The organism is Gynuella sp. (genome assembly GCF_050297175.1).
Classification (GTDB): Bacteria; Pseudomonadota; Gammaproteobacteria; order Pseudomonadales; family Natronospirillaceae; genus Gynuella.
In genome coordinates this window covers 70,758-93,299 of record NZ_JBNKSF010000006.1, presented here as the reverse complement: position 1 = coordinate 93,299, position 22,542 = coordinate 70,758, and the positions used below count along the sequence as shown (strand labels likewise).

The following is a 22,542-nucleotide window of genomic DNA, read 5'->3' as shown; positions in this document are numbered from 1 at the left end:
TGTCTGATGATATTTATCTCCGGACCTTTCTTCATAGCACCAGATGATGACAATGACTGAATCGGTCAAATCCTGTCATTGTCCCTTGTAACCTTGTTTTCAACTCACCACTGCGCACCACCAAATGGAATGTAACCAATATCCACCAGTATCTGCCTGGCAGCCAAACGTGAGGAACGGACATCCGGATGAATGCCATCACCGATATGATGAAAGTCTCCCCAACCATTGGAAATTAAAGCAGCGGGTAAATCATGGGCAATACGACTGTGTACTGTCTCGCGCATTCTAATGTAATCAGCTGATGAGATGGCCCATATCAATCCAGAACTACTGGCAAACAATTCCAAATCAACGCCTGATTCTTCGGGGTAAGTCAGATACACCGGCTTAAGCCCAATGGCCAGCGCTTCCTGACCCACCGCAATCAGCCTATCTGCCAGAGCCTCCCAGTCAGCTTCAGTACAATAAACGGCCTGTAATTCAGGAACTCCCTGGGCATCAGAGTGAAGACAATCATTAGGCGGTGTTATAACAACAAAGTCAGCATTAATGACACCATCAGATAAAGAGCTCACTCTTGCTATAGCACGCTGTAGTTGAGTGGAATAACTATTGAACATTCCCTCTCCACAAGCATTACCGTAAAAAGCATAACGACAACTTGGTCGAGCAAATGTAGTACCCCCTGCTTCAGCTTGATTAATAACATAACCATTGTATAAAGGGCTGCGAATCAGAGCATCACCGACCGACAAATAACTACCCTGGCCTACAGAAGCACCCAGCAAGGGCGAGGTTAATCCATCATTGAACGGTGTTACTCCATTCCCCAGAGAACCACCAATTACCAAAATAGGTTTATGATCTGGATAAGGATAACTATTAGCCATACTGGAAAAAACGAGCAACAACATAAAGTATATACAAGTACGCATATTGAACCTCTCCTAAGTTATTGTTGTGGGCATTCTATTAACCTGGCAATTAAATATGTCAGTTAATAGTGTGATACAGAGACGCATCAAAGTGTCAGAACACACCATTGGCGTAGGCAATGCGACTTCTGACACTTCGAGATATTTCACGCGACATGGCCAGACTTTATTGGGCGACTATTAAAGAGATCGTTTTGTTCTCTTTAATAGCCGAATTAATAGATACCATCTATCGAACAAAGTTCTAACGAATTTATCAAATTTACACAATAGTACTTTTTGTTTTAAAAACTACTGATCGGCATAAGTGAACCCAGCATATGTTCGGAGATATTTATTTTTCTAGCACTGATTGACGAGGACGCATAAGACTACAACACTCAAGATAACGGTATAAATATTGAGAAGAGAATGCTCTGAACAATTGATGCTGCTAACAACATTGTGATCATGTTGCTCAGAGCCGACTCCATTCCCGTGAGTGCCAGACCTGATGAGCATATAACAGGCGTACTAAGGGCTTCTGAAAAATAGGAATAGTTTTGATGCAGGCGAGGAAACACCACTCGCAGCACCGAAATTTACGGGCGTAAATGAGGGTGTGAGACGAGGGCTAACAACGTCCCGCGCAAAAATAGCAGACGTTTGGGATCGCTCTTAAATGCTTAGAGCACACTTTTCACAGAGCCTAGCCACTGCGGAACATTGTCACGATACCAATTTAAGTACTTTCCGGCCTCAGGATTGTCACGGTTAATTAGGATGTTCACGACCTCTATAATTATCCAACATTTCGCGATGATCACATGCCTCAATAACTCAGCTTCCGGTAACGAGGCGCGATGTTGCATATAGCGGCCTATCATAGAGTCATAATCAGTTACAGAGCCTAAACCATTGACTAATGGAGCCAAATCTATAGCAGGACTTCCATAGCCAAAGCGCTCCCAATCAAATAAAACAAGCTCACCATTTAACCGAGTGCCCCAATTTCCATCATTGGTATCACCTGAAATTAAACACAATGGTTCAAATAGGCATTCTGATATGGATTGAATTGATTCTATTGTGGCATTCGCTTCACTTGATAGCGCCAATATTTTTAAAGCTTGTTCTGTCGCTGCAGTCTCCCATTTGTGAACTTTAACCGGAAAAACTGGTGTATATTGAAAGTTATGGAGGTTTGCTAATTGCTTAAATGTTTGAGGATTAGATTGCAAATCCTTCAGCGTAATGCCGTTTGGAATATGCTCGATGCACAAATCACAGCCATCCACGTTGAACAACTTTGGAGTATTAACCCCAGTTAGAAGCCTCGCAGCCGACTGGTAAAAGCCAATCTCGACTTCAGATGCGCCTTGCTTGAGTACGCAATTATTTCCTTCAAATAGTTCCATTGACACTCTAGCTGAACCCATTCTTTGCAAATTGTTTCTCCTCATATGCCTCCTGGGTTAAAACCGGTGCAGTAATACCAAAGCCATTTTTTGTGAAAGTAACGCAACGTATAATCTTCGACGTTACGACTGGTCATGTTTGCTATCAAAAGTAGAGCGCGCCAGCTCGAGTTTAGACTTATGTTCTCTGCTCCACGTTACAAGCAATGCAACTTGAGTTGAGAAAGAATATCCGAGATCTGAAAGCTCATAGGTTACGCTGGGAGGAACCGTGGGTTCTACATGGCGCAAAACATAGCCATCACGCTCCAGTCTCCGTAACGTCAAAGTCATCATCCTCTGCGATATACCGACTAGCGCCCTTTCAATTTCCCGATAACGCTTCGGACCATTAGATAGTTCCGCCAGTGTCGTCACAGTCCATCGCTCACCAAGCCGGTCAAGGATAAGACGCAACCCGCAATCCTCATGCTCATCAGAACCGCAAGGCGATAAAGGTGTTTCAGTACGAACATTAATGTATGTATCAGACAAAATTGTGCCTTCTTATGCAATAAATGGAATTTCCATAATATAGAGAAAACCATGAATATAAGGAAACGCTATGATTCTCATCACCGGGGCCTCAGGCCACTTATCCTCACTTGTTACACAGAAGGCACGAGAGATTGGATTGCCAATTATCACAGCCAGCCGCGCATCTGGGTCTGATCGCCGGATAGATTTTGACCAGCCGGAAACTCTAAACTTCGCAGATGTTGATACATTGTTTCTTACGTCTGCCGGATATGCCGAGGATGACGTGGTTATTAAACGACACGGTAACGTTATCGCAGCTGCCCGTGCACAGGGTGTAAAACATATAATCTATACCAGTCTTTCTTATACCGGCGATCATCTTGGATTTGCTCTGGCTCATCGTTGGACGGAACAGAAACTCCGAGAAAGTGGTATGGCATGGACAATTCTACGTAATGGCCTATATGCGGAGCTTATTGGAACCTTAGCCGCCCCACGTGAAGGCCAGATAACGGCACCGTTTGGATCTGCAGGAATTTCCGCAGTGGCTCGCGAGGATCTCGCCGATGCTGCAATTACAGTCCTGAGGGACGTGACAGCACACGTGAATACCTGCTACGAACTGTCGGGGGTTAAGCCCTTTTCAATACCAGACCTGGCGCAACGTATTGGTATTCCTTATGAGCCGACCAATTTTGCTGCAGAGAGAACCATGCTTGATCACTTGCAGCTACTTCCATTTCAACCCCCCATGTTAATGTCAATCTATGCGTCAGCAATGTCAGGCTTTCTGGAAACTGGCACAAGTGATCTGATGACTCTGGTACCCAGGCCTAAGGACGCACTGATGGTTGCCTGTTCGTCCGCAGAGCAACGAACATAACATCCTTGGCTTAGGGCGAAGCGGTTTTGTGTCAGCTGGAGCAAATAGTGATCGGTAGTACTTGCCAGGCCTCCCCTGAGGCTCACAGAGTCATTAACTCGTCACGAATGTACAAAGTTCACTTGAATGCTCCTGAAGAAATGCCTGCTTGTTAGCCAACACCTCGACTGATTGTGGTGGCCGTTGGTCCATGAATGAAAAATGATCCGCGCCGTTAGTGATGCGAACATCCACAGTCTGCCAGTCACGCATGGTGTCAGCCAACCATTGGGTTTGGGCGGGAGGTGTGATTTGGTCTTTGGAACCTACCCAGGCAAGAACCGGGATACGTACCTTAGCAAGTGCACCCGGAGCCTGAAAGAATCCGGTTGCCGGCGCGAGCAACCCCAGACGCATTATCCGCTTATCTGCCGTGATTTCGACAGGCTGACCAGGCCCCAACCAAATTTGTCCTCCACCCAGCGCGACGAGAGTGGTTGCACCAATAGAATGTCCCACCCCCGCCACGGTTGCACCAGCTTGGGAGAAAGCATCAAGCGCAAGAGACAAGCGTCTTGCTCGCAGGGTCAACTCGACTTGGGTGGGAGTCGTCGTGGCGAGCCGCTCAAAATAAGGTGCTACAACCGTACAGCCTGACTCGGCCAATGCATCCAGTAGCGTATGGTGTCGCTCAGGATTACCACCCGCCCCTACCGCAAAAATCACTACGATGGATGCTCCAGTACTTTCACGAACGGAGACATCAAACGGTTGTGTGCTATCTTGCAGTGTCAGTATTTTCACCAAAACCCTCTCTTGTGTAATTTTACTTCTGATATGGATAACACCTGTATAAAAGGCGTTGAGCGCCTGACTTGTCTTCGTAATATTCTTGTCTGGGCTCTTCCATATTTCCTGGCCGGTCCTTTTTCATTTAGCATCTCTGCTAATATCAAACCTAGAATAAGATTTACGACGCTCCTTAGCTACCACGCCCAAAGCAGGCACACGCTTTGGGCGCCGCCTGACTTTGCTTACAGCATCCTTATACCGCACACAGGCTTTGTGTGCTTATGATGTTTTGGGGTTTTGTCCAACGATATGATGCCGTGTACATTCGGTCCGATTGTTCTGGGTTTCCTAGCTTGTAGCACTTGCCAGCTCTCCATCTTGTTCCGCACCAACGATCACCCGACTAACTTCGTCCAGTGAGATAATTTTGTTTTCTCGTAAGCGCATAAAGACATAGACCTCAATTTTGGATAGTTGTCCATCCTTATGACTGACAGTCGCAATATGACGTTCAGCCAGCCGGTCTTCACATAAGCACACATCGACAACCTTAAACTCTACTGTGTTTACATGCCCACGGAGGTGGCATAAATGATCATTAAAACCGGCAAAGTCGAGAGTCTTTCCATCGCTACACTGCTGATAAGCCGAGCTGAACAGCTCTTCCACCGGAGTTTTACCCGCAAACAAGCTATTTAGCATGTTCTCCAACAGAGTACGTTGTTCGATTTCGTCGTTGCTTGACAATAGCTGTTGTATATTCATGACATAGTTTTCCTCGTTAGTGAACTGACCAGGAATAGTATGTCTTGCGCGGAAACGACCATGTTTATATATTTTGCCCAATAATAACGATTTTCGGCCAAACTATGCCTCGTACTCCTGAGTTTCACGTATCCGAACTGCGGCATCCTGCAAGTTATGACAGCAGCTGGCATAGCCACGATGCCGGTCAGCTTACTCAAGTTAACCAAGGCGTATTGTTGATTGAAACCAGCCACGGACGTTGGTTGATTCCATGTGGACGAGTTGGCTGGATTCCGCCACGACAAAGACATACCGCGTTCTCGCGCACAGCCATCTCCGGTCATTCAATCTATTTACATCCTAAACTCTGCCTACAAATGCCGGATACACCCTGCGTACTCGAGATGACTGATCTGGGTGCAACAATTTTAGGCCGGTTATTCACTCAACCTGAGAATAACCATATTCAATCAGCACTGATGGAGGTGCTGATGAATGAGCTGAATGCCGCAGAACAGGAGCCATGGCAATTGCCAATTCCTCAGGATGCCCGCCTACAAAAACTGACCATGCTCATTTTGAAAGATGTCAGCAATGACCGCACCATTGCAGATTGGAGCAACGAAATTGGTATGAGCACTCGCTCTCTGTCGCGCCGATTTTCAGAAGAAACGGGTATGACATTTGTCCGCTGGAGGCAGCTCGCCCGGTTATTGCAAGCCATGGAATGGTTGCAAATGGGTAGGTCTGTAGAATGGGTTGCACAAGCCTGTGGTTATAGCAATACAAGTGCATTTATCACCGTTTTTAAACAGTACATGGGCAACACACCCGGTAAATGGGTTCATTATGGCTCTTAACCAGGGTTAGCATGGCCGTCACTGCTAACCAGTGAATAATTTGGTTATGTAGTAAAAGGCAAAAACGGCACCACCTTCATAGATTTTATCTCGTACTGGCAGCAAGCCGTGTGACCAAGGGGACGAACATAGCCCCAAGGCCTCGGTCCATCCATAAGCAAACTCGCAGGGCCAGCACCTTCCTATACTCCCAAAGTATAAAACTTTAAGGAGCCACTGAACGTAAACAGAGAATCTCTGATTTTATACTCGCTTTTTTGAATAGCAGTTCTTTCAGGCTTAAAAAGTTCATACAAACCCATGCTTTTTCCACTATTCACTCTATCTTTGAGGCTCTATTTCCACTCATTTGTCTTTCCTTTAATCATTATCGGGTTCAGCAGCCGCGATAATACGGAAAGAACTCATTTCGTTTTTGATGCTCATTTGGGGAAAAGCGCTACGCTAAAATATTGCATGAGTAATTATATGACGGGCAAAAGATTGTTCCTTTTATACTAATAACAATCTTTTCAATTGGTTAGGGCTTTTCATATCCGGTAAGAACATGCAACGGTGCAAAATAAACTGTTGCGACGTTAACGTGTTCGCCATCTTTTACTAGGAGGCCTCTGAAAAATAGGAATAGTTTTGATACAGGCGAAGAAGCACCACTGGCAACACTGCAATTTACCGGCGTCAATGAGGATGTGAGACGAGTGCTGACAATGTCCTGCGCGAAAATAGGCCATTTTGCAGACGTTCCCTAGAGCCTGCGACGATCCCCCTAAGGGCGAATATTAACGGCACTTCGCCCCCGGTTACCCCTTTTTTGGGATCTACCCCTGTTTAACCAGGCGTTAAAGGGATTGCTTTTGTTCAATCCTGAAACTGGCTGATTGTCCTGCGGCTGCAGGCAACCCGCTGCGCGTATCAGGCTGACCGCCGCCCATCCACAACGTGACAGTTCCAGGCTCCACAACGCGCCGACCTTTGGCATCAACTGAACTCAAGGCCCACGCATCCATACGCATGCTGACCGTACTGGTTTGCCCTTTAGCCAGATGAATGCGTTTGAAACCCACCAGCGTTCGAATCGGCGAACCGGCAACATCGCTACGGGACAGATAAAGCTGTACTACCTCGTCGGCATCCATCTTGCCGGTATTGGTTACATCAACCGACACCGTCACAGGCTGGTTACCACGACGTTGTGCCGGTGATACTGCCATGTGGCTATAGCGAAATTGGCTGTAGGATAAGCCGTAGCCAAATGGGTATAACACATCGCCGGTAAAAAACCGGTAGGTGCGATTTGCCATGGCGTAGTTATCAAACGCGGGCAATTCATCCACCGATGGGTAAAATGTCACCGGTAAACGGCCAGCGGGGCTAAAATCACCGGCTAATAACCGGGCCACGGCTTGCCCACCGCTTTGGCCCGGGTACCAGGCTTCAACAATGGCCGCTGCTTTTTTATCTGCCTGATTCACAGCCAGGGCACTGCCATTCATTAACACCACAACTACCGGTTTGCCAGTGGCATACAGTTTATCCAGCAACTGGCGTTGCACCGGCGGCAACGATAAATTGGTTCTGTCACCACCGGAAAAACCCGGCAACGGAACCGGCATTTCCTCACCCTCAAGCTGGGTGGTCAGCCCACCCGCAAATACCACCGCATCGGCCTGTTCAGCTGCCTGCAGCGCCGCTTTAACGCCTGGATCGGAAGGCAGACTCCAGACCAGTTTTTCATCGCCCTGCTCACCACGCTGAAAAGCTTCCACTTTCAACGGGTAGGTTTTACCCGCAACCAACTTCACCGTGCCACTGGCAATAACCGAGCGCCAGTCAACATTCCACGCATCAACGATAAGTTGTTGGTTTACCCAGATGCGATAACCACCATTGGCCAGGTAACGCAAGCTGTAAACGCCTGATTCCTGGGCTTTGATATAGCCGGTCCAGCGTACTGCACCACTGGCGACATGCCGTTGCCAGCTCAGTTGCGCATTGGCCTCAACACTTTTCCGTAGAGGCTTGGCAGTCACATCTTTATCAGCAAAATATTCGGCGGTTAAACCTGGCTTATGGCATTGAACATCAACACAAAGGAGATTATCCGGCACCGGGCTTTGAATAGGATCAAGCAAACCACTGCCTGGCGCATAGTGAATATTTGCCTTACCAAAGCGCGCCCGCATGCCCTGTAACAAGGTGATGGGCTGCGACGGGGAGCCATTATAATTGCCTACCAGCGCATCAAGGTTATCCGCATTAGGGCCGACCACGGCCAGACTTTTAACCGTCGATATCAACGGCAAAAAGTCGTGGCGGTTTTTCAGCAATACCAATGACTTTTCTGCCACCGTCAGTGCTAATTGCCGATGGGCTTTCGTATCATTCTCCTGTGCAGTAATGTCTGGAAAAACCTGTGGGCGCGGGTCGAACTGGCCCAGGCGCATACGGGTGCTAAACAACCGTACCAGTGATTGGTCTATTTGCGCCTCGCTAATTAATCCTTGCTTTAGAGCAGAACGAATATGATCGGCCTCATTGGCATCACCACAAATTAAATCCATACCAGCATCAAATACCGCTTTAATCCCCGCTTCGGGTGATTTGGCATAGCCGTGTTTGGCCGCCTGATAAACATCGGAAACCGCACCGCAATCCGATACCACATAGCCGTTGAAGCCCCATTGTTTACGCAGCTTATCCGTTAATAACTGTCTGCTAGCACAGGCCGGCACGCCGTCCACGGCGTTGTAAGAACACATGACAGACTGAGCCTTCGCCTCCATTACCGTGGCACGAAAAGCGGGAAAGTATGTTTCTTCCAGATCTTTGGCACTGGGGCGCACATCAATATGGTGTCGCTTCGCTTCAGGTCCGCTATACACCGCAAAGTGTTTCGGCGTGGCGACGGTTTTTAAGTAGCGAGGGTCATCACCCTGTAGCCCTTCCACATAAGCCACACCCAGCCGCGACGTGAGGTAAGGATCTTCACCATAGGTTTCCTGTCCCCTGCCCCAACGGGGATCGCGAAAAATGTTGATATTGGGTGACCATACCGTCAGTCCACCGAACCAGTCAGACCCACCAAAGCGGTGTTGATTGGCATAGTACTTGGCGCGAAATTCGGTGCTCACCACTCCGGCAATCTGGCCCATCAACGGTGTATCCCAAGTCGATGCCATGCCTATCGCCTGGGGAAAGACCGTTGCATATCCTGCCGCTGCCACACCGTGCAGGCCCTCATTCCACCAGTTGTATTCACGCACGCCCAAACGCGGAATAGCCGGTGCGTCGTTAATCAGCTGTGGGAGTTTTTCTTCCAAGGTCATACGGGAGACTAAATCTTTGGCGCGGGCGTGAAAATCAACCGATGTATCCTGATATTTGGGCGGCCCATTTTGCGTATCAGCGTGTACAGTCACGCCGGCAAATTGCAGCATAACGCCCACCATAAGAGCATGCAGTAAACCGGTTTTTATGATGGTCGGCGGACAATATCGCTGCACACTATTGCCGGACTCTGCAAAGTGACAAAGTAGTGATTTATTATTGTTGAGTAGTCTGCTCATAATGAAGTCCAAATTGATGCAATTGGCGACAAGCCGGTTTAACAGGCTCGTTGAAAGACCGAAAAAACACATTACAAATCAAAAACCTGATCCAAAAACGTCACCATGTCGGTCACTGCCGGCTCGGAAAGCTCCTTGAAACAACCATGGTTATAATCGTTACAGCCACTGTCTAAAAAGCCGTGGGCTTTTTGGGGGTAAAGTATAAAGTCGACCGGCTGTCCCAGTTTCTTCATGCTTACCACATAGCCTTCGACTTCTGCTGACGGAATAACGGTATCCTCTGCCCCCAGCAACACAAGCTGCTGAGGTAATGGGTAGTCTTCGGCACTGACCATATAGTGAACCGGCGAAACAGCCTGGTAGTACTCAGGGTTGTCATTGACATTGATGTTGTCACCAAAAAATCCACGAGGTTTGACGTGAGCCCAATGCCAGAAGGGATTACTGCTCGTTTCAAAACCATTTTTGGCCGCATCAACTAAGGTGTATCCCGTATAACTTAAAATCGCCGCCTTGAGCTTTAAACCATCCTGACTGCCAACCTGTTCCGCCGTAAGCCCCTTGGGCAAATAAGTTGGCGTAAAACCTAACGACTTGTTGATAAAACCATCATTGCTCAGATTGCGACCCGCCAGCATGACCATCGCCGCCAAATACCCACCAGCACTATCACCCGTAACGGCCACTTTGTCAGGGTCGCCACCATAAGTCCTAATATGATCCTTCACCCACAGCACCGCCCCCATGGCATCATCAATCTGTTCGTCGATGGTGGTGGTGTTATTGAGATCCCCCAGCAAACGGTAATTGGCATTGACGGTAATCACGTCAGTACGGGTAGCAATCGCATCGGCTAAGTCCCGCATAATGGACTTATTATTGAGTAACCAACCGCCGCCATGAAAAATCACCAGCACCGGTTTAGCCTGGGTTTGGGTTTCGGGTACAACGATATCCAGGGTTAAATCAAACCCTTTCGGACTGGCCCAAATAAGATCAGAGTAATGTTTAACCGTATGACTAGCCCATGCCGATGAACACACATAAAAAAGCAGGACAAACAGCGAATAGCGCATCATGAGGCCCATTTTTTATCTCCTTTAAGCACTTTGGGAACCTCTGAAAAATGGCCTATTTTCACGCAGGACGTTGTCAGCCCCCGTCTCACATCCTCATTTACACCAGTAAACTGCGGTGTTGCGAGTGGCGCTTCCTCGCCTGCATCAAAACTATTCCTATTTTTCAGAGGCCCCTTGTTATATTTTTAACTGCTGCTCAATTATTTTCTCTTTATAGGTTTCGATAGTGTTGCCGTTGCATTCGTTTGCTGAAGTCCGCCACTTATGAATTTGCACGTCACCTAGATAATTCAGGTTAGGTAGGAAACCAGAACACAATGCCCAGCACCAAATTCAACTGCGCTATTTTCGGCATATTCAGCACCCACCAGAACTCCAGAAGTACATTCGCGCACTTTGAACAATTAGCGCCTTGATATGCTCGATAACATTTGGAATCGGAATACGTTTACTATCACCATTCCTTACAAACGTTCTATCGACATTAAATATGTACACAACGTGGTTATCTCTACTGACGAAGCACAATACCCAACTCATCGGACAATTGAAGCACAGCGTCATTTGAGCTGCTGCAGTTGTTTGTTAGCAAATCTGCCCAAAATTAACTAACCCCCATATGGGGACATTTGTTTGTTCTTGTTTTTACGCTTAATCGATACCAATAATACCGATACAACAAACAACAATGGAATACTGAATAAGAATGAGCCAGCGCCATGAGTTAAAAGCAGGTATAGTGAAAATGAAAACCAAACAGGATAGTTGTTCATGTCCTCACTGGTGGAAATACTAATGACAGCTCTTTTCCAACCTGTCATTTTTTAACCAGAATTCCAGATGAAGAATTAAACGTTTCTCATACCAGTTACGAATGTACAAAACAGCCCATTGGCTATAGGTCAAATTGAGTTTTCAACAATTTTCTTGCTAACTCAGTGCTTTATTATTGTTATACCTTTTAGCACCAAGCAAACCAAATAGACTATGGGGATCGGAGGAAACACTGAAAAAACAACCACAGAGCTACCAACATCAATTCACATGGAAGCCACTAATGCTGTACTCACCTATACATACTGCAGAACGCGTTTAATGTAACGACATACATAAAAGCGGTCACATCAGTATGTATCTATTGTTATACATGGTTACTGGAAACAAGCGCAGTACCAAACCCTATGAAGACACCGCCAGTAATACGATTAAACCACGCTAACGTTTTTCTTTTCTCTAGGTGATTTCTCAATTTAGAGGCCAATACAACATATATGGTCAGAAACGAGAATGAACATATGGCAAATGTACCGGCCAATAAAGCAAACTGTAAGAAAACTGGCTGATCTAGATTGATAAATTGAGGAAATAGAGCCGTGTAAAAGGCGATAGCTTTGGGATTACTGATACCTACCACATAGGACTCGCTAAATACTTTTAAACGACTGGGTGTTGAAAATGCTAATTTTTCAGCATTTTTAGCATGAAATATGGGCTTAGAACACCATGCCTTTATACCTAGATAAATCAGATACAAGCCACCTATAACTTTTATACCAGTATACAAAAACGGAGATGCCAGAATTACGGCTCCTAACCCTACCGCCGACACTGAGGCCAAAGTGAGCATTGCTACAACATTGCCGACGACACCTATAATCGCTCTTGCAAACCCATATTTCGCGCCATTCTTAATAGACAAAAATATCGCTGGCCCAGGGCTAGCTGTCGCCACAATACAAATACCCAAATATATAAAATAATCCATCGATTCCTGATCCGTAAATATGAATTCAAAGCATAAGGCCGCCGTAACAGGGCTGAACATGTAATGCGAAGACCCAACCCCGAAGGAGCAATTTCGTCTGGCCTAGTTATATTTCTAAACTTCATTCAGCACAATTCTGTTCTTCATATTCTTCAAGCTCTTCAACTAGCCCGAATATTTCATCAAAATTGGACCATGGAACCGAGTTGGCCTTATTTTATAGGTGCTAACACACAAAATAAGAGCGGCTCCGAGATGATAGAATGCTACCAGACTTCGTTCTCTTTTCCACCCGTCAAACACCATAAAGTCGACGTGAGTTTTAAACGCGGTGAGATCTCTTCCGATGGTGGAATGTTATTGCTCAGAGAAATTGACAAACGACTGGGGTTAACAATGGCCATAGATCGTGTTTTGTGCGATAACCATGTTCAGGGACGATGTGACCATACTCAACTGACGATGCTACGCCAACGCATCTCGCTCTCTTAGTTATTGCTGAGTTTTGTGCGCCAATCTCCCGTATTTTGGGAGGATTAGATATTTCTAAAAGATAAGCTTCGCTCATATAATGGCTGCATCGGAATTCTTGTAACTCGACGGCCTCAGAAAAGTTCACCAGTTTTCCAGGATTACGAATTTCAAGGATACCCAGTACTTCTAAGTCCGGTATAGTGATCACATACCTCACTGCCGTTCTATTAACCGAACTCCAGAGAAACAGTTCTTTAACTGATTTCAGACTGCATCAGCCTTTCGCAATTTTCACTATGAGATTTGTTAGCCTAGTGAGTGCCAGTTTCTCTATTTCGCTATACCTTTCCAAGCCCTCCAGATCAAACTCGGAGTGTGGCCCTTCAATAGATACGTTCTTTCCTTTTTCTTCAATTTTAACCCTTGAATCCTCAAATTTATTGCTTCCTAACGCTCGCATAAATAGCGAGTAACTTGTTGCGCATCCAAGGCATAGAGTGCCTGCTTGTGCTAGGGTCTACGTTGGTGAAAACCAATGTATAAGTCCTTTAAGATATCGGGTAGTTTTTCCCAATATGGTTTTGCTTTTTCTGGAGGTATTTGCCAAAACAAATTTTCAACAAATGCTACGTCTATTGTTTTTTTAACGTCCTCAGTGCCCGTCATGTACGAGAACCGGATGAATTCAAATAATTCCGTATATTTCTCGGGTTTTACGAGCTTCTGCATTTCACCATTCAAGGCATTTGCAAGAGCTTCAAACCACGTATAAGAGTAGAACTCATCATCATAGTCCGCCCATTGCTTCTGGTATTCTAAGTTAGCCAGTTTTTCTACTTCTGGGAATTTAGCTTTCAACTCGCTACAAAAATTATCTCTTGATTCACTCATATAGCTTTAACACTTGCAGAAGTTGCACGGGCTTTTTCGAGTCACCCGCCGGTGATTGAAAGTGGTGTTTTTCCAATAATCCTCATTAGTTTGTGACCATAGTGCTCAACTCGATCTTCACAAAATATCATAGAGTTATATATCAGTTTCGATTTACTCTTTGAAGGGAAAAATCATGGAAAACAAAGAAAAGACTCCTTTTAAAGCGAAAGACTGATCGCACATCCTTACCATCAAAACCAAAACCTCGTCTTCAACGTAGAGAGAGATTTTCATCTCTCCCCCACTATTTGCGTATCTGGTTTTCAGACTTGTTTGCCCAGCAGCCTGTATCTGCTCAGACTCCAGAAAGCTTCCAGCCCTTCAGATAACGGTAAATCAGGTTTTTTAACGCCACCAAGCAAGAATTTCGATTGCATGGGCGTACTTCCTCGTTGTGCAGCCATAACGCGACCGACAATATTCTCTAACGAAGAGTGAGCTATTTGGGTAGGCGTGCTATATCCAAACCCGTGCAGACGAGCGATCTTTACAACTTGTTCAAATTGTTAGTGCGCTTTGTCTGGTGTGGTAATCAGATTTTGCCAGTATTCTAAAATGTGTTTATCCAAGGTAGCGGCGCGTTGCTGCGCTAAAGATAATGAATCGGTTTTGAGAGATATTTGAATTAATTCGCGGGTATCGATGTGCTGAATATCTTTGGGTATTCGTCGGACGTAATGACAGCGCCGTCCTCTTTTCTTCATATACTTCATCATCCTTGCTTTCGTTTGTGGTGCAAATTGTAGTGTGTTCTGTAGTGCAAAACATAAGATTACTTATTGCACCTGGAACGCGGTTAGTCAATAAAATAATGCGCAAAGCCTTATGTTTTCTTGCTTTTGAGTATGTTTTGTTTTTTAAATAAGGAGAAAAGTAGCGGACACGGAGAGAGCCGATTGTTTGTCAGCTCTCCCCTATTTCATTGATTTTATCTTTTGCGAGAATAGTTTTGTAGTGCGATTTGTGATGCAAAATGTGGTGCAAAAAGGTGAATTATCATGAATAAATATTGTGCTGATTAAAATTTCAGGTTCCGACCATAAGCGGACATTCAAGTAGAACTTACCGCATGCAAAATTGTGCTGGAAGACAACGGGTGAAAACCGTAAACGTCACGACACACATACCCATCTTCAACATATATTCTGCTTGAACACTTAAGAACTTCTTTTTCAAGCGGGATAGCAGCGTTGGGGTTCTCGTACAATGTCACACCTTCGCTCCAAAGTTCTGGGGTATTTTCATCTCCAAGAACTCTTGAGAAATGAATTAATCGGTAATTTTCAACATCAATCGATTGGTAGGCATACCCTGACAGGATGGTTTTATAATCGTTCAGTCCTTTAAAATCTGTCGAAATACGAAGAAACTTAGAAACAGTAAACCTATTGCAAAACAACACTGCACTGATATGTCTTGATTTATCTTTTCCAAAAAAAGCGTCTTGTGAATTGTCTCCCTCCGGCGATCCGTAAAGATATTCAATTAAGCAATGATCTGTATATAGAAGCGATCCGCCTTCGAAAAAAGGAGCAATAACTAATACTAAAGGCAATCCTAGACAATGCGGCAAGTCTTGATAATGGTGATTTAGCTTTTTCCACAAAATGCGTCCAAGTCTTTTGGGTACTTCATGGGTAATTTTATCCATTAACTCGCCATTCGCATAATTAACCATCTGAGTTAGTGATATATCTGTTTTTTGCCCGTTGGATGGATTTGCCGTAACACACTCAATAGCCAAACCAACATTTTCCGACACACCAATAAAATCAGGATTTTCATAATTTCGATCAATTTTTAGACCACACTCTTCAAGGTAGGCAAAGCATGCAAGCTCAAATAAGCGAGAATGAAATCCACTACCCTGAAAGTACTTGATAAAACTTCCATTGGGATCACCCATTTTTTCAAATGTGCTATTAATATATTCTCTAGCGCATCCATGCACCTCAGAATTTAACAAAGAAATGAATTGAGGATGTTGTCTATCGACTGAAATTGATTCCTCGAAAAGATTACCTTTTGACATTTATATTCCAATCAAATTATCAACATTCGGCCAAGAGCGGACATTAAGCCAAGTATGTTTCTTTTATACCTAGCGCACTAAAAACTTCATTAATTTCAAACATTGTATTCGACAAAGTCTCTGTAAGAATTCCCTCTAGTCCGTAACATTCTTCTGAATAGACTTTATCACTGTATATCGTTTCATCAGTGTATTCTAAGCCAGATTCAGACCATTTTTGAACATATTCAAATATTTCATCAAAGGTGGTTTGGTGCCCTAATGAATGACAGTAATCATTTCTGATTTCGTTAATATCAAGACAGATATTTCCAATCCACTGAGGCATTGGGCTATTAGCCACACATTCATCGATTTTTTTGGGAAATGACCATTTCCAAATTTCATCACCGAAACCAATATGCTCTAATATTTTAGCAGTCATAGCTTCGATCACTAGATGACCCTTTAAAATTAGGCTAATGATGTCGTCGTCTTTAAATGCTGAGCTTAAGTGGTAATCAATTGTCGGTTCTGCTTTTGGTTTTCTTGGTGGCAAGATATATTCCCCTTAACAGTTTGCGGCCAAAAGTGGACTTTTAACGCCCGCATTTGTGGCTGGTTTGGAGAGTAGCGTAAAACCAGTCCGACAACATGCGTTTATGCATTGTTTGAGCTAATTATTTTGAAGAACTCAGAAGCTACCTGACTATCAGATAGTTCTTTGTGGCAATTTTCTTTCACTTTTCTTCCATTTTTTTTGTATTCAATAATCCATCCATTCTTTTTACGTTGCTTTTGAAGCCCATAGCTTTCGCCATTAATCCCAGTGCCTACCCATGAGTCATTATCAATTGGCCGCCAATCAATAGGAATGCCAATCTTTTCTAATGCTTGCCTGAACTCGCTTGCACTTTGAAACCGCTTTCTAGGATCATTGTTAATGGCTTTGTTTATAACCGTCTTTATTTTTCTTGGGATATAAGGCTGATAGCACCTTTCTGGATACTTATTGGCTTTTACAGCTGCTTGCCACTCACCGACTGTTGTAAAGTTGAATTCAACCATGGGAATATTGTTTATGAGTCGAAATAAAGTAATACCCATAGCGTATACATCGCTAAGTTTATCCATGGGATTACCTTCTATGACCTCTAGTGGCTGGTGAGGTCGATAACCCATCGTATCTGAAGGGTCAACATGGTAGTCTAGCGCCAACCCGAAGTCTGATAATTTCGCCTCCCCATTATCTCCAAACAAGATGTTCCCAGGCTTAATATCTCTATGAAGCACATTGCTATTGTGGGCATGTTCTAACCCCAAAAGAGCTTCAGATACGATTCTCAGCGAATCTTGGATAGAAATAAATCGATTTTCTAAATGTTTTTGAATTGAGCCTTTCGCCAAATATTCCATAGCTATGTAAACGCACGGAGTACCTTCATAAACGAAGACATCAACTTCTTTCACATCAACGATATGCTTGTGTCTACAAGCTTCCAGTGTTTGAGCTTCTTTAACGGCTTCCACAAACTTTTCAGGTTTCGGAACTTTTATTAGCTTTATGGCCCTGTCGGCTTTCAGGAGAGGGTCATAGGCTTGAAATACAAAACCAAAATTCCCATTTCCTAAAAAATTAACGACATCAAATTTTCTGATCTTGTCAGGCTTTTTCATAATAGGAACCATGCAACCAGTGCCGCGTCTTTAGTCGCTTTATCCCAATATGGTCGATGCTGGCCGATGTGAGCATCTACATAGGCATAAACATCATCTTTTTTCGTAAGGCCAAATTTTGTTGCATTTATACCTTGACTGGTAAAATGACCGATTGAGATATTTTTCTTGTTACAGCACAGATTTAAAATCCCGAGTGGGAAGATAGAATTCTGAATTGGCTTTGTTGAGCTGTGCGTTAATGGCAGCTTATAGCCAACTGCATTGGGAGTATGCTTATCAAGAAGCAAGCAAATCTGGGTTTCAAGCCACCCGGCGGTAGATGCCACATCTAGTGCTTTAGGGTAACTGATCTTGTCTTTCTCAACAAATGTGACATCGGCTCCATTTTTCTCAAGCACGCAATATCTAAAGTCATTGGTTGTAAAGTTAAATCCTATATTTTTCAACACATCCTCCTTTCAGTGTGATTTATACATAACAGCTTACTAGACGGTAGCCGCATTTCCCGAAACTAAACGGATGACGTCTAATTCTGACTGCCAAGAATTTTATAGCATATTAAAAAACAATCAGCCTACGGCCATTAGCGGACATTACTCGAAAATCTCTAATGTATTACAAATGGGTCTGCACTTGGTCCCCAGTAAATGATATCGACAAAATTTGGATTGCCATTCACTTGAACAAAATAAACACCTTTATCGCACAAAGAGTATCTTGCGTTCAAATGCCCAACATTTTCACCCTCTGAGGACAATACTAGCGTCAAGTCATCACCATTGCCCCACAGTTTCATTTGAGCACCAGCGACGGCTGTAAAACCCTCTCGCCAAATAACAGAGCTTTGCGTAGGTGAAGATGACCATACAGACTCGGAGGACGGCTGAAAACCAAGAACAAAATCCCACCATAAACTTGAAGTCTCAGGTGTTGGCCAATCACCAACAATAGAAAGATCAAATACCTGATCTGAATTCAGCCAAACCTTTAGTTCATTACTATTAGCAAAGTTAGCATTTGTAGTTTCAATCGCATTTATCGCAGCTTTTCTGGAGCTAAACCCTGCCTGCATTAACATTGCAGCACTTCTATTTAAAGTGCCATTTTCTATTGCAGGAACGGCTAATCCCAACTCGTAATCATCTAAGGATGTTCCATCACTAAAACTTTCATTATTGGCACTCGCTCGTACACGTATGGCTTCTAGTCCCCACGGTAAGCGATAGATTAAACCGTCCTCAACAAATTGGAGAGCATCATCAATATTTGTGAAGTGTTCTTCTGTCAGTGATTTTCCTTGTAGCCAGCAGGTTAATATAGCTTTCCAGTTATTTGGCAGTTTGTCAGGTGCAAAAGGAGATATTGTAAATACAAACTCTGCCAACTGTATGATGGTTGCTATTGCTGAATCCTCGTCTTCATTCAAAATATATCCGTTGGCATTCACCAAAAGGACATTTACCTGAGATGCGATCACGTCAAGTTGACGACCTGTTTCTAGCCCAACACCTGCTAGAAAATAACCCCGCCTTTGCGGAGCGGTGCTGTTTTCCCAGATGTGCTTGGCACGTTCTGTTATTAAAGACTCATAAAGGGTTTTAAGGTCGTTTTTGTCAAGACGGTTAAGTCGGCGCTCCCATAACGATGAGTCAAGGACAGAATCAAGTGTGTCAGCCACGTCTTCAATATCTATTTCTTCGCTACCGAGCATACTAAGAATGGCTGTATCAAGGTTGACGACATGTCTTTTCCACGCATTCTGGTTTTCTTCTACCTGCTCTTTATCTTCGTTTTCGATTTCAGGGAAGTCTAAGGACCTATTATTTGCCACATATTCAATCAGTTCATCAATATTACGGCTTCCAAGGCTCTCACTCATCCGAACCAATAATTGGCTGACAAGTAACACCAAGCCACTTTCCATGTTTCTGGCATTTGTATCCGAGATCAGTTTTATCCATTTTCTGTGATTTTTATTGTATTGTTCGAAAATTGGATAAAGGACAATGCCCTGTGTGTCGATAAAAGCTCTTCCGGCTCTGCCAATCACATTTTTGAATTCCGATACATCAATTGTTTTTCTGTTCCGGCTTAGCGAATAGATAATCACCGCAGTGGCGGCGAGGTTCAATCCTTGCGCAAGCGTGGGTGAAGATATCGTTATTTTAAGAATTCCCTCACGTAATAACTTTTCCATTTCTTTCCTAAAGGGAGTCGGCAAATTCCCATGATGCACAGCTACACCTATCTTTAGACATTCAACAATCGCGTGTGATTCTCCAAGCCATTCTTTACCTAATGAAATGGCAAGTTCTATTCTTTGCATTGGAACTGATAAAACAGAGGCCAATGCTCCTCGCTTATGTAGATCGATAATATCATTTGCAAAACTATTTACAGATTTTTTAAGAGGGCAGTAAATGAGTACAGTATGGCCATCATCTGTAAGCTTCCAAGCTGTTGCTAGTGTCAGTTCTTTATTGCTGGCGGGAAATTTTTTTGTACGATATCCGGGATTTGGTAAAGGCGGAACAAATGGCTGCACAAATCTAGGTATAAATGGATTTTCCTCACCAATGATAAAATTAATTTGGCCTGAATTTACCTGCCAGACAACCTCGCCAAACCTCAAATCTGTTGGGCGCCAAACCGATAATACAGCCTCACCATCAGCGTCCTTACGTAGCCAATTCACAAAATCCTCGAATTGATCGCCATCTGGCAATATGGCTGAAAGACAGACAATGCGTCTGCTTTCTGCATCTTCTCGCTTCAATAGCCTCTGTATCTGGACTTCGTAACGTATCTCACGCTCGTTTAGTCCGATCATGTGACCTTCATCAAGTATGACTAACCCAATATCATCAATCAGTGATGGATCATTTCTAAGAGCAAAGTCTAGCTTTTCGGGCGTACCAACAACGATATCGTTTGATTTCAATACATCCTGTTCAAAATCACTTGTACCAATGCTTCCATAAAGTGTAGAAATTGTCCTGCCAAGGGGCTGGAATGTCTTTCTCAAAGAGCTTTCTGTTTGCGCTGATAATGCCCTCAAGGGGGTTATAAAAAGAATGCGTTTCCCTAATGCCAGACAGCGCAAAATGCATAATTCAGCTATTCTTGTTTTTCCAGCACTGGTGGGTAATGAAACAACAAGGTCATCAAATTCATTTACGGCACGTTTAGCACCTTCAATTTGAGAAGGCCAAAGGTCAATTTCCGATTTTTTCCGCTTGAATAATGAGGCAATAAAAAGCCATCGCAACATGGCCCATTCAGCGCTATTGGGATGTTCAGGGGTAACAGGTAACACCTTGTGAAAACTAGACTCCCATAAATCATCTATGAGATATTTTGATATTCTAAATACCCACCATTGAGGTAGAAGGTTTAACTCTCCACAAATAGATAAAGAGTTTTCCAGCCGTGTAACGGCAAAATCTTTTAGCGGCTGACTTCCTGTTTCTAGCGCGAAAATAAATTCAAAGATAGCTGAAAAATAACTATCCGTTATGGCCTGATTTATGATTGGTATTTCTACGGATGAAACGCCAAATTCCTGAGGGGGATTATCGCTATCAATATTTTCTGAAAAGCTACTTAACTGCGTTTCTATTTGTTCGGCTAAGCCTTCATCAGCCCCTTTTCCAGATAGTTTCCAGTTTATTACAGAAGCTTCCAGATCATCAAATCTTCGTAATATCAAAAGGCACAGCGTTCTTTCTATTTCAGATAAGTTTTCACCTTCCAAGTTTCTATTAATTAAGGAGTAAGCTTTTGCGGAATATCGCCCCAAGTGATAGGCAGAGGCTGATAATACTTTATGAAATCCTTTCTCCGGATTATCTGGATCGCCATTATCAACAACATCTGATATGGCAGAAGCTGATTTTTCAAAAGCTTCTCTGCAAAGATTGTCATTACCACCTAGCTCTTTTAATCGTAAAGCCAGAGATAAAAGTGAATACCCATATGAGAGCAAGTCATAAGAAAGGCTTCTGGCAAAGCGTGGCGCATCTTGGGGTAGTTCACCTTCTTGCCAAATCATTGATCTAGCAAGGCCACGTTCAAGTAATCGCCCTCTATAGCCTCCCGCTAAAGCGCTTCTGATCAGCGCCTCAACTTCTTCAATCGTTGAGGCCATCTAAAACTCCTTGATAAACGCTCGCAATCAACTTCTGATGATTATCGATCTTAACTCCTACGGAGTTTTGCTTGATGTTGCCACCATACCCATCAAACGCCGCTTTTTGTAGAGAGTCTGGATTGGATTGTGTAAAAGTGAAAAGCAAATGTTCAACTTGGTTGCCTTGAATGCCATCTACCAGTTGTGCTTTTTCAATACGATCAGCAAGTTCATACTCACCCATTGTATTAAGGCGCTCAGACATGAAGCTCAACGCATGGGGCGCGGGTAATCCATCATTAAGATCAAGCTCTGCTCTGGCTTTTTCAAGAACATCTGTGCTTAGGGCTTTATTGCCTTTTGCTTCTGTTTTCAAAAATTTTATTGTGTTGTCCTGTCGGCTGAATAAAATACCAATGACATCATCCCCTCGCATAGCCATATTTCTATGGTCACGCCAACGAAGTTTTCTAATTGGAACGGTGTAAAGCGTTTCATCCTCGATATAATCCGTTGCTGCGATTTCCCCTATATCACCTGAACGAATCTTCTTTGCTTCCGGTATCTTTATTTTTAATTTCTCAGCGGCAGCATGTTTTCCTAGACGCTCCAAGGTACGTGCTACATAAATCGGGTCTACATAATGCTCGGGAATTAGACCCATAAGCCCTGAAACAAGATTTTGAAATTCCTCTGCTTTAACCTCAAGCTTTATAAATTCATGTGTTCCTTTCTTATGCAGACTAAAACTGGATTTTTGTTTTAACTCTAACAATTACTATTTATC

General features: G+C 43.8%; 19 protein-coding genes. 3 read left to right on the top strand and 16 right to left on the bottom strand.

Annotated elements, in window-relative coordinates:
- Window positions 1-104: 104 nt before the first annotated feature.
- From ACQY6I_RS00730 to ACQY6I_RS00720, 3 genes are all read right to left on the bottom strand, one after another.
- Window positions 105-938: an SGNH/GDSL hydrolase family protein gene (locus ACQY6I_RS00730; protein WP_428239550.1), complete on the bottom strand. Its 834-nt coding sequence runs from the start codon at window positions 936-938 to the stop codon at window positions 105-107.
- Between the two features lie 665 nt (window positions 939-1,603).
- Complete coding sequence (locus tag ACQY6I_RS00725) at window positions 1,604-2,335, bottom strand: phosphotransferase family protein (RefSeq protein ID WP_428239549.1); 732 nt, start codon at window positions 2,333-2,335, stop codon at window positions 1,604-1,606.
- A gap of 123 nt (window positions 2,336-2,458) precedes the next feature.
- Complete coding sequence (locus ACQY6I_RS00720; protein ID WP_428239611.1) at window positions 2,459-2,791, bottom strand: winged helix-turn-helix transcriptional regulator; 333 nt, start codon at window positions 2,789-2,791, stop codon at window positions 2,459-2,461.
- A gap of 148 nt (window positions 2,792-2,939) precedes the next feature.
- Between ACQY6I_RS00720 and ACQY6I_RS00715 the strand changes: the two genes are divergently transcribed.
- Window positions 2,940-3,737, top strand: a complete 798-nt coding sequence (locus ACQY6I_RS00715; protein WP_428239548.1) for an NAD(P)H-binding protein — start codon at window positions 2,940-2,942, stop codon at window positions 3,735-3,737.
- 93 nt (window positions 3,738-3,830) lie between these two features.
- Here the strand turns inward: ACQY6I_RS00715 and ACQY6I_RS00710 are convergent, their stop codons facing one another.
- Entirely contained in the window at window positions 3,831-4,520 is a 690-nt protein-coding gene (locus tag ACQY6I_RS00710) for an alpha/beta hydrolase family protein (RefSeq protein WP_428239547.1), read from the bottom strand.
- A 336-nt stretch (window positions 4,521-4,856) separates the two neighbouring features.
- Window positions 4,857-5,273, bottom strand: a complete 417-nt coding sequence (locus tag ACQY6I_RS00705; protein WP_428239546.1) for a hypothetical protein — start codon at window positions 5,271-5,273, stop codon at window positions 4,857-4,859.
- A gap of 104 nt (window positions 5,274-5,377) precedes the next feature.
- Here ACQY6I_RS00705 and ACQY6I_RS00700 point away from each other — a divergent pair, with 104 nt between their 5' ends.
- The gene (locus tag ACQY6I_RS00700) at window positions 5,378-6,115 is read left to right on the top strand and encodes an AraC family transcriptional regulator (protein WP_428239545.1); all 738 of its coding nucleotides are present in this window, start codon (window positions 5,378-5,380) and stop codon (window positions 6,113-6,115) included.
- Between the two features lie 839 nt (window positions 6,116-6,954).
- Here ACQY6I_RS00700 and ACQY6I_RS00695 read toward each other — a convergent pair.
- The 3 genes from ACQY6I_RS00695 to ACQY6I_RS00685 form a co-directional block, all read right to left on the bottom strand.
- Entirely contained in the window at window positions 6,955-9,681 is a 2,727-nt protein-coding gene (locus tag ACQY6I_RS00695) for a glycoside hydrolase family 3 C-terminal domain-containing protein (protein ID WP_428239544.1), read from the bottom strand.
- A 71-nt stretch (window positions 9,682-9,752) separates the two neighbouring features.
- Window positions 9,753-10,772 (bottom strand): alpha/beta hydrolase, encoded by a 1,020-nt coding sequence (locus ACQY6I_RS00690; protein ID WP_428239543.1) that lies wholly within the window; start codon window positions 10,770-10,772, stop codon window positions 9,753-9,755.
- A gap of 1,132 nt (window positions 10,773-11,904) precedes the next feature.
- A complete protein-coding gene (locus ACQY6I_RS00685; RefSeq protein ID WP_428239542.1) occupies window positions 11,905-12,528 on the bottom strand; it encodes a LysE family translocator in 624 nt (207 codons plus the stop codon).
- Between the two features lie 63 nt (window positions 12,529-12,591).
- Between ACQY6I_RS00685 and ACQY6I_RS00680 the strand changes: the two genes are divergently transcribed.
- Window positions 12,592-13,020, top strand: coding sequence for a transposase (locus ACQY6I_RS00680; protein ID WP_428239541.1), 429 nt, complete (start codon window positions 12,592-12,594; stop codon window positions 13,018-13,020).
- A 492-nt stretch (window positions 13,021-13,512) separates the two neighbouring features.
- Here ACQY6I_RS00680 and ACQY6I_RS00675 read toward each other — a convergent pair whose 3' ends face one another.
- From ACQY6I_RS00675 to ACQY6I_RS00640, 8 genes are all read right to left on the bottom strand, one after another.
- Complete coding sequence (locus ACQY6I_RS00675) at window positions 13,513-13,893, bottom strand: DUF7674 family protein (protein ID WP_428239540.1); 381 nt, start codon at window positions 13,891-13,893, stop codon at window positions 13,513-13,515.
- Window positions 13,894-14,441: 548 nt separating this feature from the next.
- Window positions 14,442-14,639, bottom strand: coding sequence for a DUF6538 domain-containing protein (locus ACQY6I_RS00670; protein ID WP_428239539.1), 198 nt, complete (start codon window positions 14,637-14,639; stop codon window positions 14,442-14,444).
- A gap of 347 nt (window positions 14,640-14,986) precedes the next feature.
- Window positions 14,987-15,967 carry a hypothetical protein gene (locus ACQY6I_RS00665; RefSeq protein WP_428239538.1) on the bottom strand — a complete coding sequence of 327 codons (981 nt, stop codon included), beginning with the start codon at window positions 15,965-15,967 and terminating at the stop codon, window positions 14,987-14,989.
- Between the two features lie 43 nt (window positions 15,968-16,010).
- Window positions 16,011-16,505, bottom strand: coding sequence for a hypothetical protein (locus ACQY6I_RS00660; RefSeq protein ID WP_428239537.1), 495 nt, complete (start codon window positions 16,503-16,505; stop codon window positions 16,011-16,013).
- Between the two features lie 101 nt (window positions 16,506-16,606).
- The gene (locus ACQY6I_RS00655; protein ID WP_428239536.1) at window positions 16,607-17,623 is read right to left on the bottom strand and encodes a serine/threonine-protein kinase; all 1,017 of its coding nucleotides are present in this window, start codon (window positions 17,621-17,623) and stop codon (window positions 16,607-16,609) included.
- On the bottom strand, window positions 17,620-18,072 hold the full coding sequence (locus ACQY6I_RS00650) for a hypothetical protein (RefSeq protein ID WP_428239535.1): 453 nt from the start codon (window positions 18,070-18,072) through the stop codon (window positions 17,620-17,622). Before ACQY6I_RS00650 ends, ACQY6I_RS00655 begins: the two co-directional genes overlap by 4 nt.
- Window positions 18,073-18,233: 161 nt before the next feature.
- Window positions 18,234-21,773 carry a DEAD/DEAH box helicase gene (locus ACQY6I_RS00645; protein ID WP_428239534.1) on the bottom strand — a complete coding sequence of 1,180 codons (3,540 nt, stop codon included), beginning with the start codon at window positions 21,771-21,773 and terminating at the stop codon, window positions 18,234-18,236.
- The gene (locus ACQY6I_RS00640) at window positions 21,757-22,530 is read right to left on the bottom strand and encodes a Hachiman antiphage defense system protein HamA (protein WP_428239533.1); all 774 of its coding nucleotides are present in this window, start codon (window positions 22,528-22,530) and stop codon (window positions 21,757-21,759) included. The genes ACQY6I_RS00645 and ACQY6I_RS00640 overlap by 17 nt, the downstream gene beginning before the upstream one ends.
- Window positions 22,531-22,542: the final 12 nt, after the last annotated feature.

What these genes read in the sequence shown, in the direction of transcription:
- ACQY6I_RS00730 (WP_428239550.1), bottom strand. Translation starts at nt 938, where the DNA reads ATGCGTACTTGTATATACTTTATGTTGTTGCTCGTTTTTTCCAGTATG.
- ACQY6I_RS00725 (WP_428239549.1), bottom strand. Translation starts at nt 2,335, where the DNA reads ATGGAACTATTTGAAGGAAATAATTGCGTACTCAAGCAAGGCGCATCT.
- ACQY6I_RS00715 (WP_428239548.1), top strand. Translation starts at nt 2,940, where the DNA reads ATGATTCTCATCACCGGGGCCTCAGGCCACTTATCCTCACTTGTTACA.
- ACQY6I_RS00705 (WP_428239546.1), bottom strand. Translation starts at nt 5,273, where the DNA reads ATGAATATACAACAGCTATTGTCAAGCAACGACGAAATCGAACAACGT.
- ACQY6I_RS00700 (WP_428239545.1), top strand. Translation starts at nt 5,378, where the DNA reads ATGCCTCGTACTCCTGAGTTTCACGTATCCGAACTGCGGCATCCTGCA.
- ACQY6I_RS00695 (WP_428239544.1), bottom strand. Translation starts at nt 9,681, where the DNA reads ATGAGCAGACTACTCAACAATAATAAATCACTACTTTGTCACTTTGCA.
- ACQY6I_RS00690 (WP_428239543.1), bottom strand. Translation starts at nt 10,772, where the DNA reads ATGGGCCTCATGATGCGCTATTCGCTGTTTGTCCTGCTTTTTTATGTG.
- ACQY6I_RS00685 (WP_428239542.1), bottom strand. Translation starts at nt 12,528, where the DNA reads ATGGATTATTTTATATATTTGGGTATTTGTATTGTGGCGACAGCTAGC.
- ACQY6I_RS00680 (WP_428239541.1), top strand. Translation starts at nt 12,592, where the DNA reads ATGCGAAGACCCAACCCCGAAGGAGCAATTTCGTCTGGCCTAGTTATA.
- ACQY6I_RS00675 (WP_428239540.1), bottom strand. Translation starts at nt 13,893, where the DNA reads ATGAGTGAATCAAGAGATAATTTTTGTAGCGAGTTGAAAGCTAAATTC.
- ACQY6I_RS00670 (WP_428239539.1), bottom strand. Translation starts at nt 14,639, where the DNA reads ATGAAGAAAAGAGGACGGCGCTGTCATTACGTCCGACGAATACCCAAA.
- ACQY6I_RS00665 (WP_428239538.1), bottom strand. Translation starts at nt 15,967, where the DNA reads ATGTCAAAAGGTAATCTTTTCGAGGAATCAATTTCAGTCGATAGACAA.
- ACQY6I_RS00655 (WP_428239536.1), bottom strand. Translation starts at nt 17,623, where the DNA reads ATGAAAAAGCCTGACAAGATCAGAAAATTTGATGTCGTTAATTTTTTA.
- ACQY6I_RS00645 (WP_428239534.1), bottom strand. Translation starts at nt 21,773, where the DNA reads ATGGCCTCAACGATTGAAGAAGTTGAGGCGCTGATCAGAAGCGCTTTA.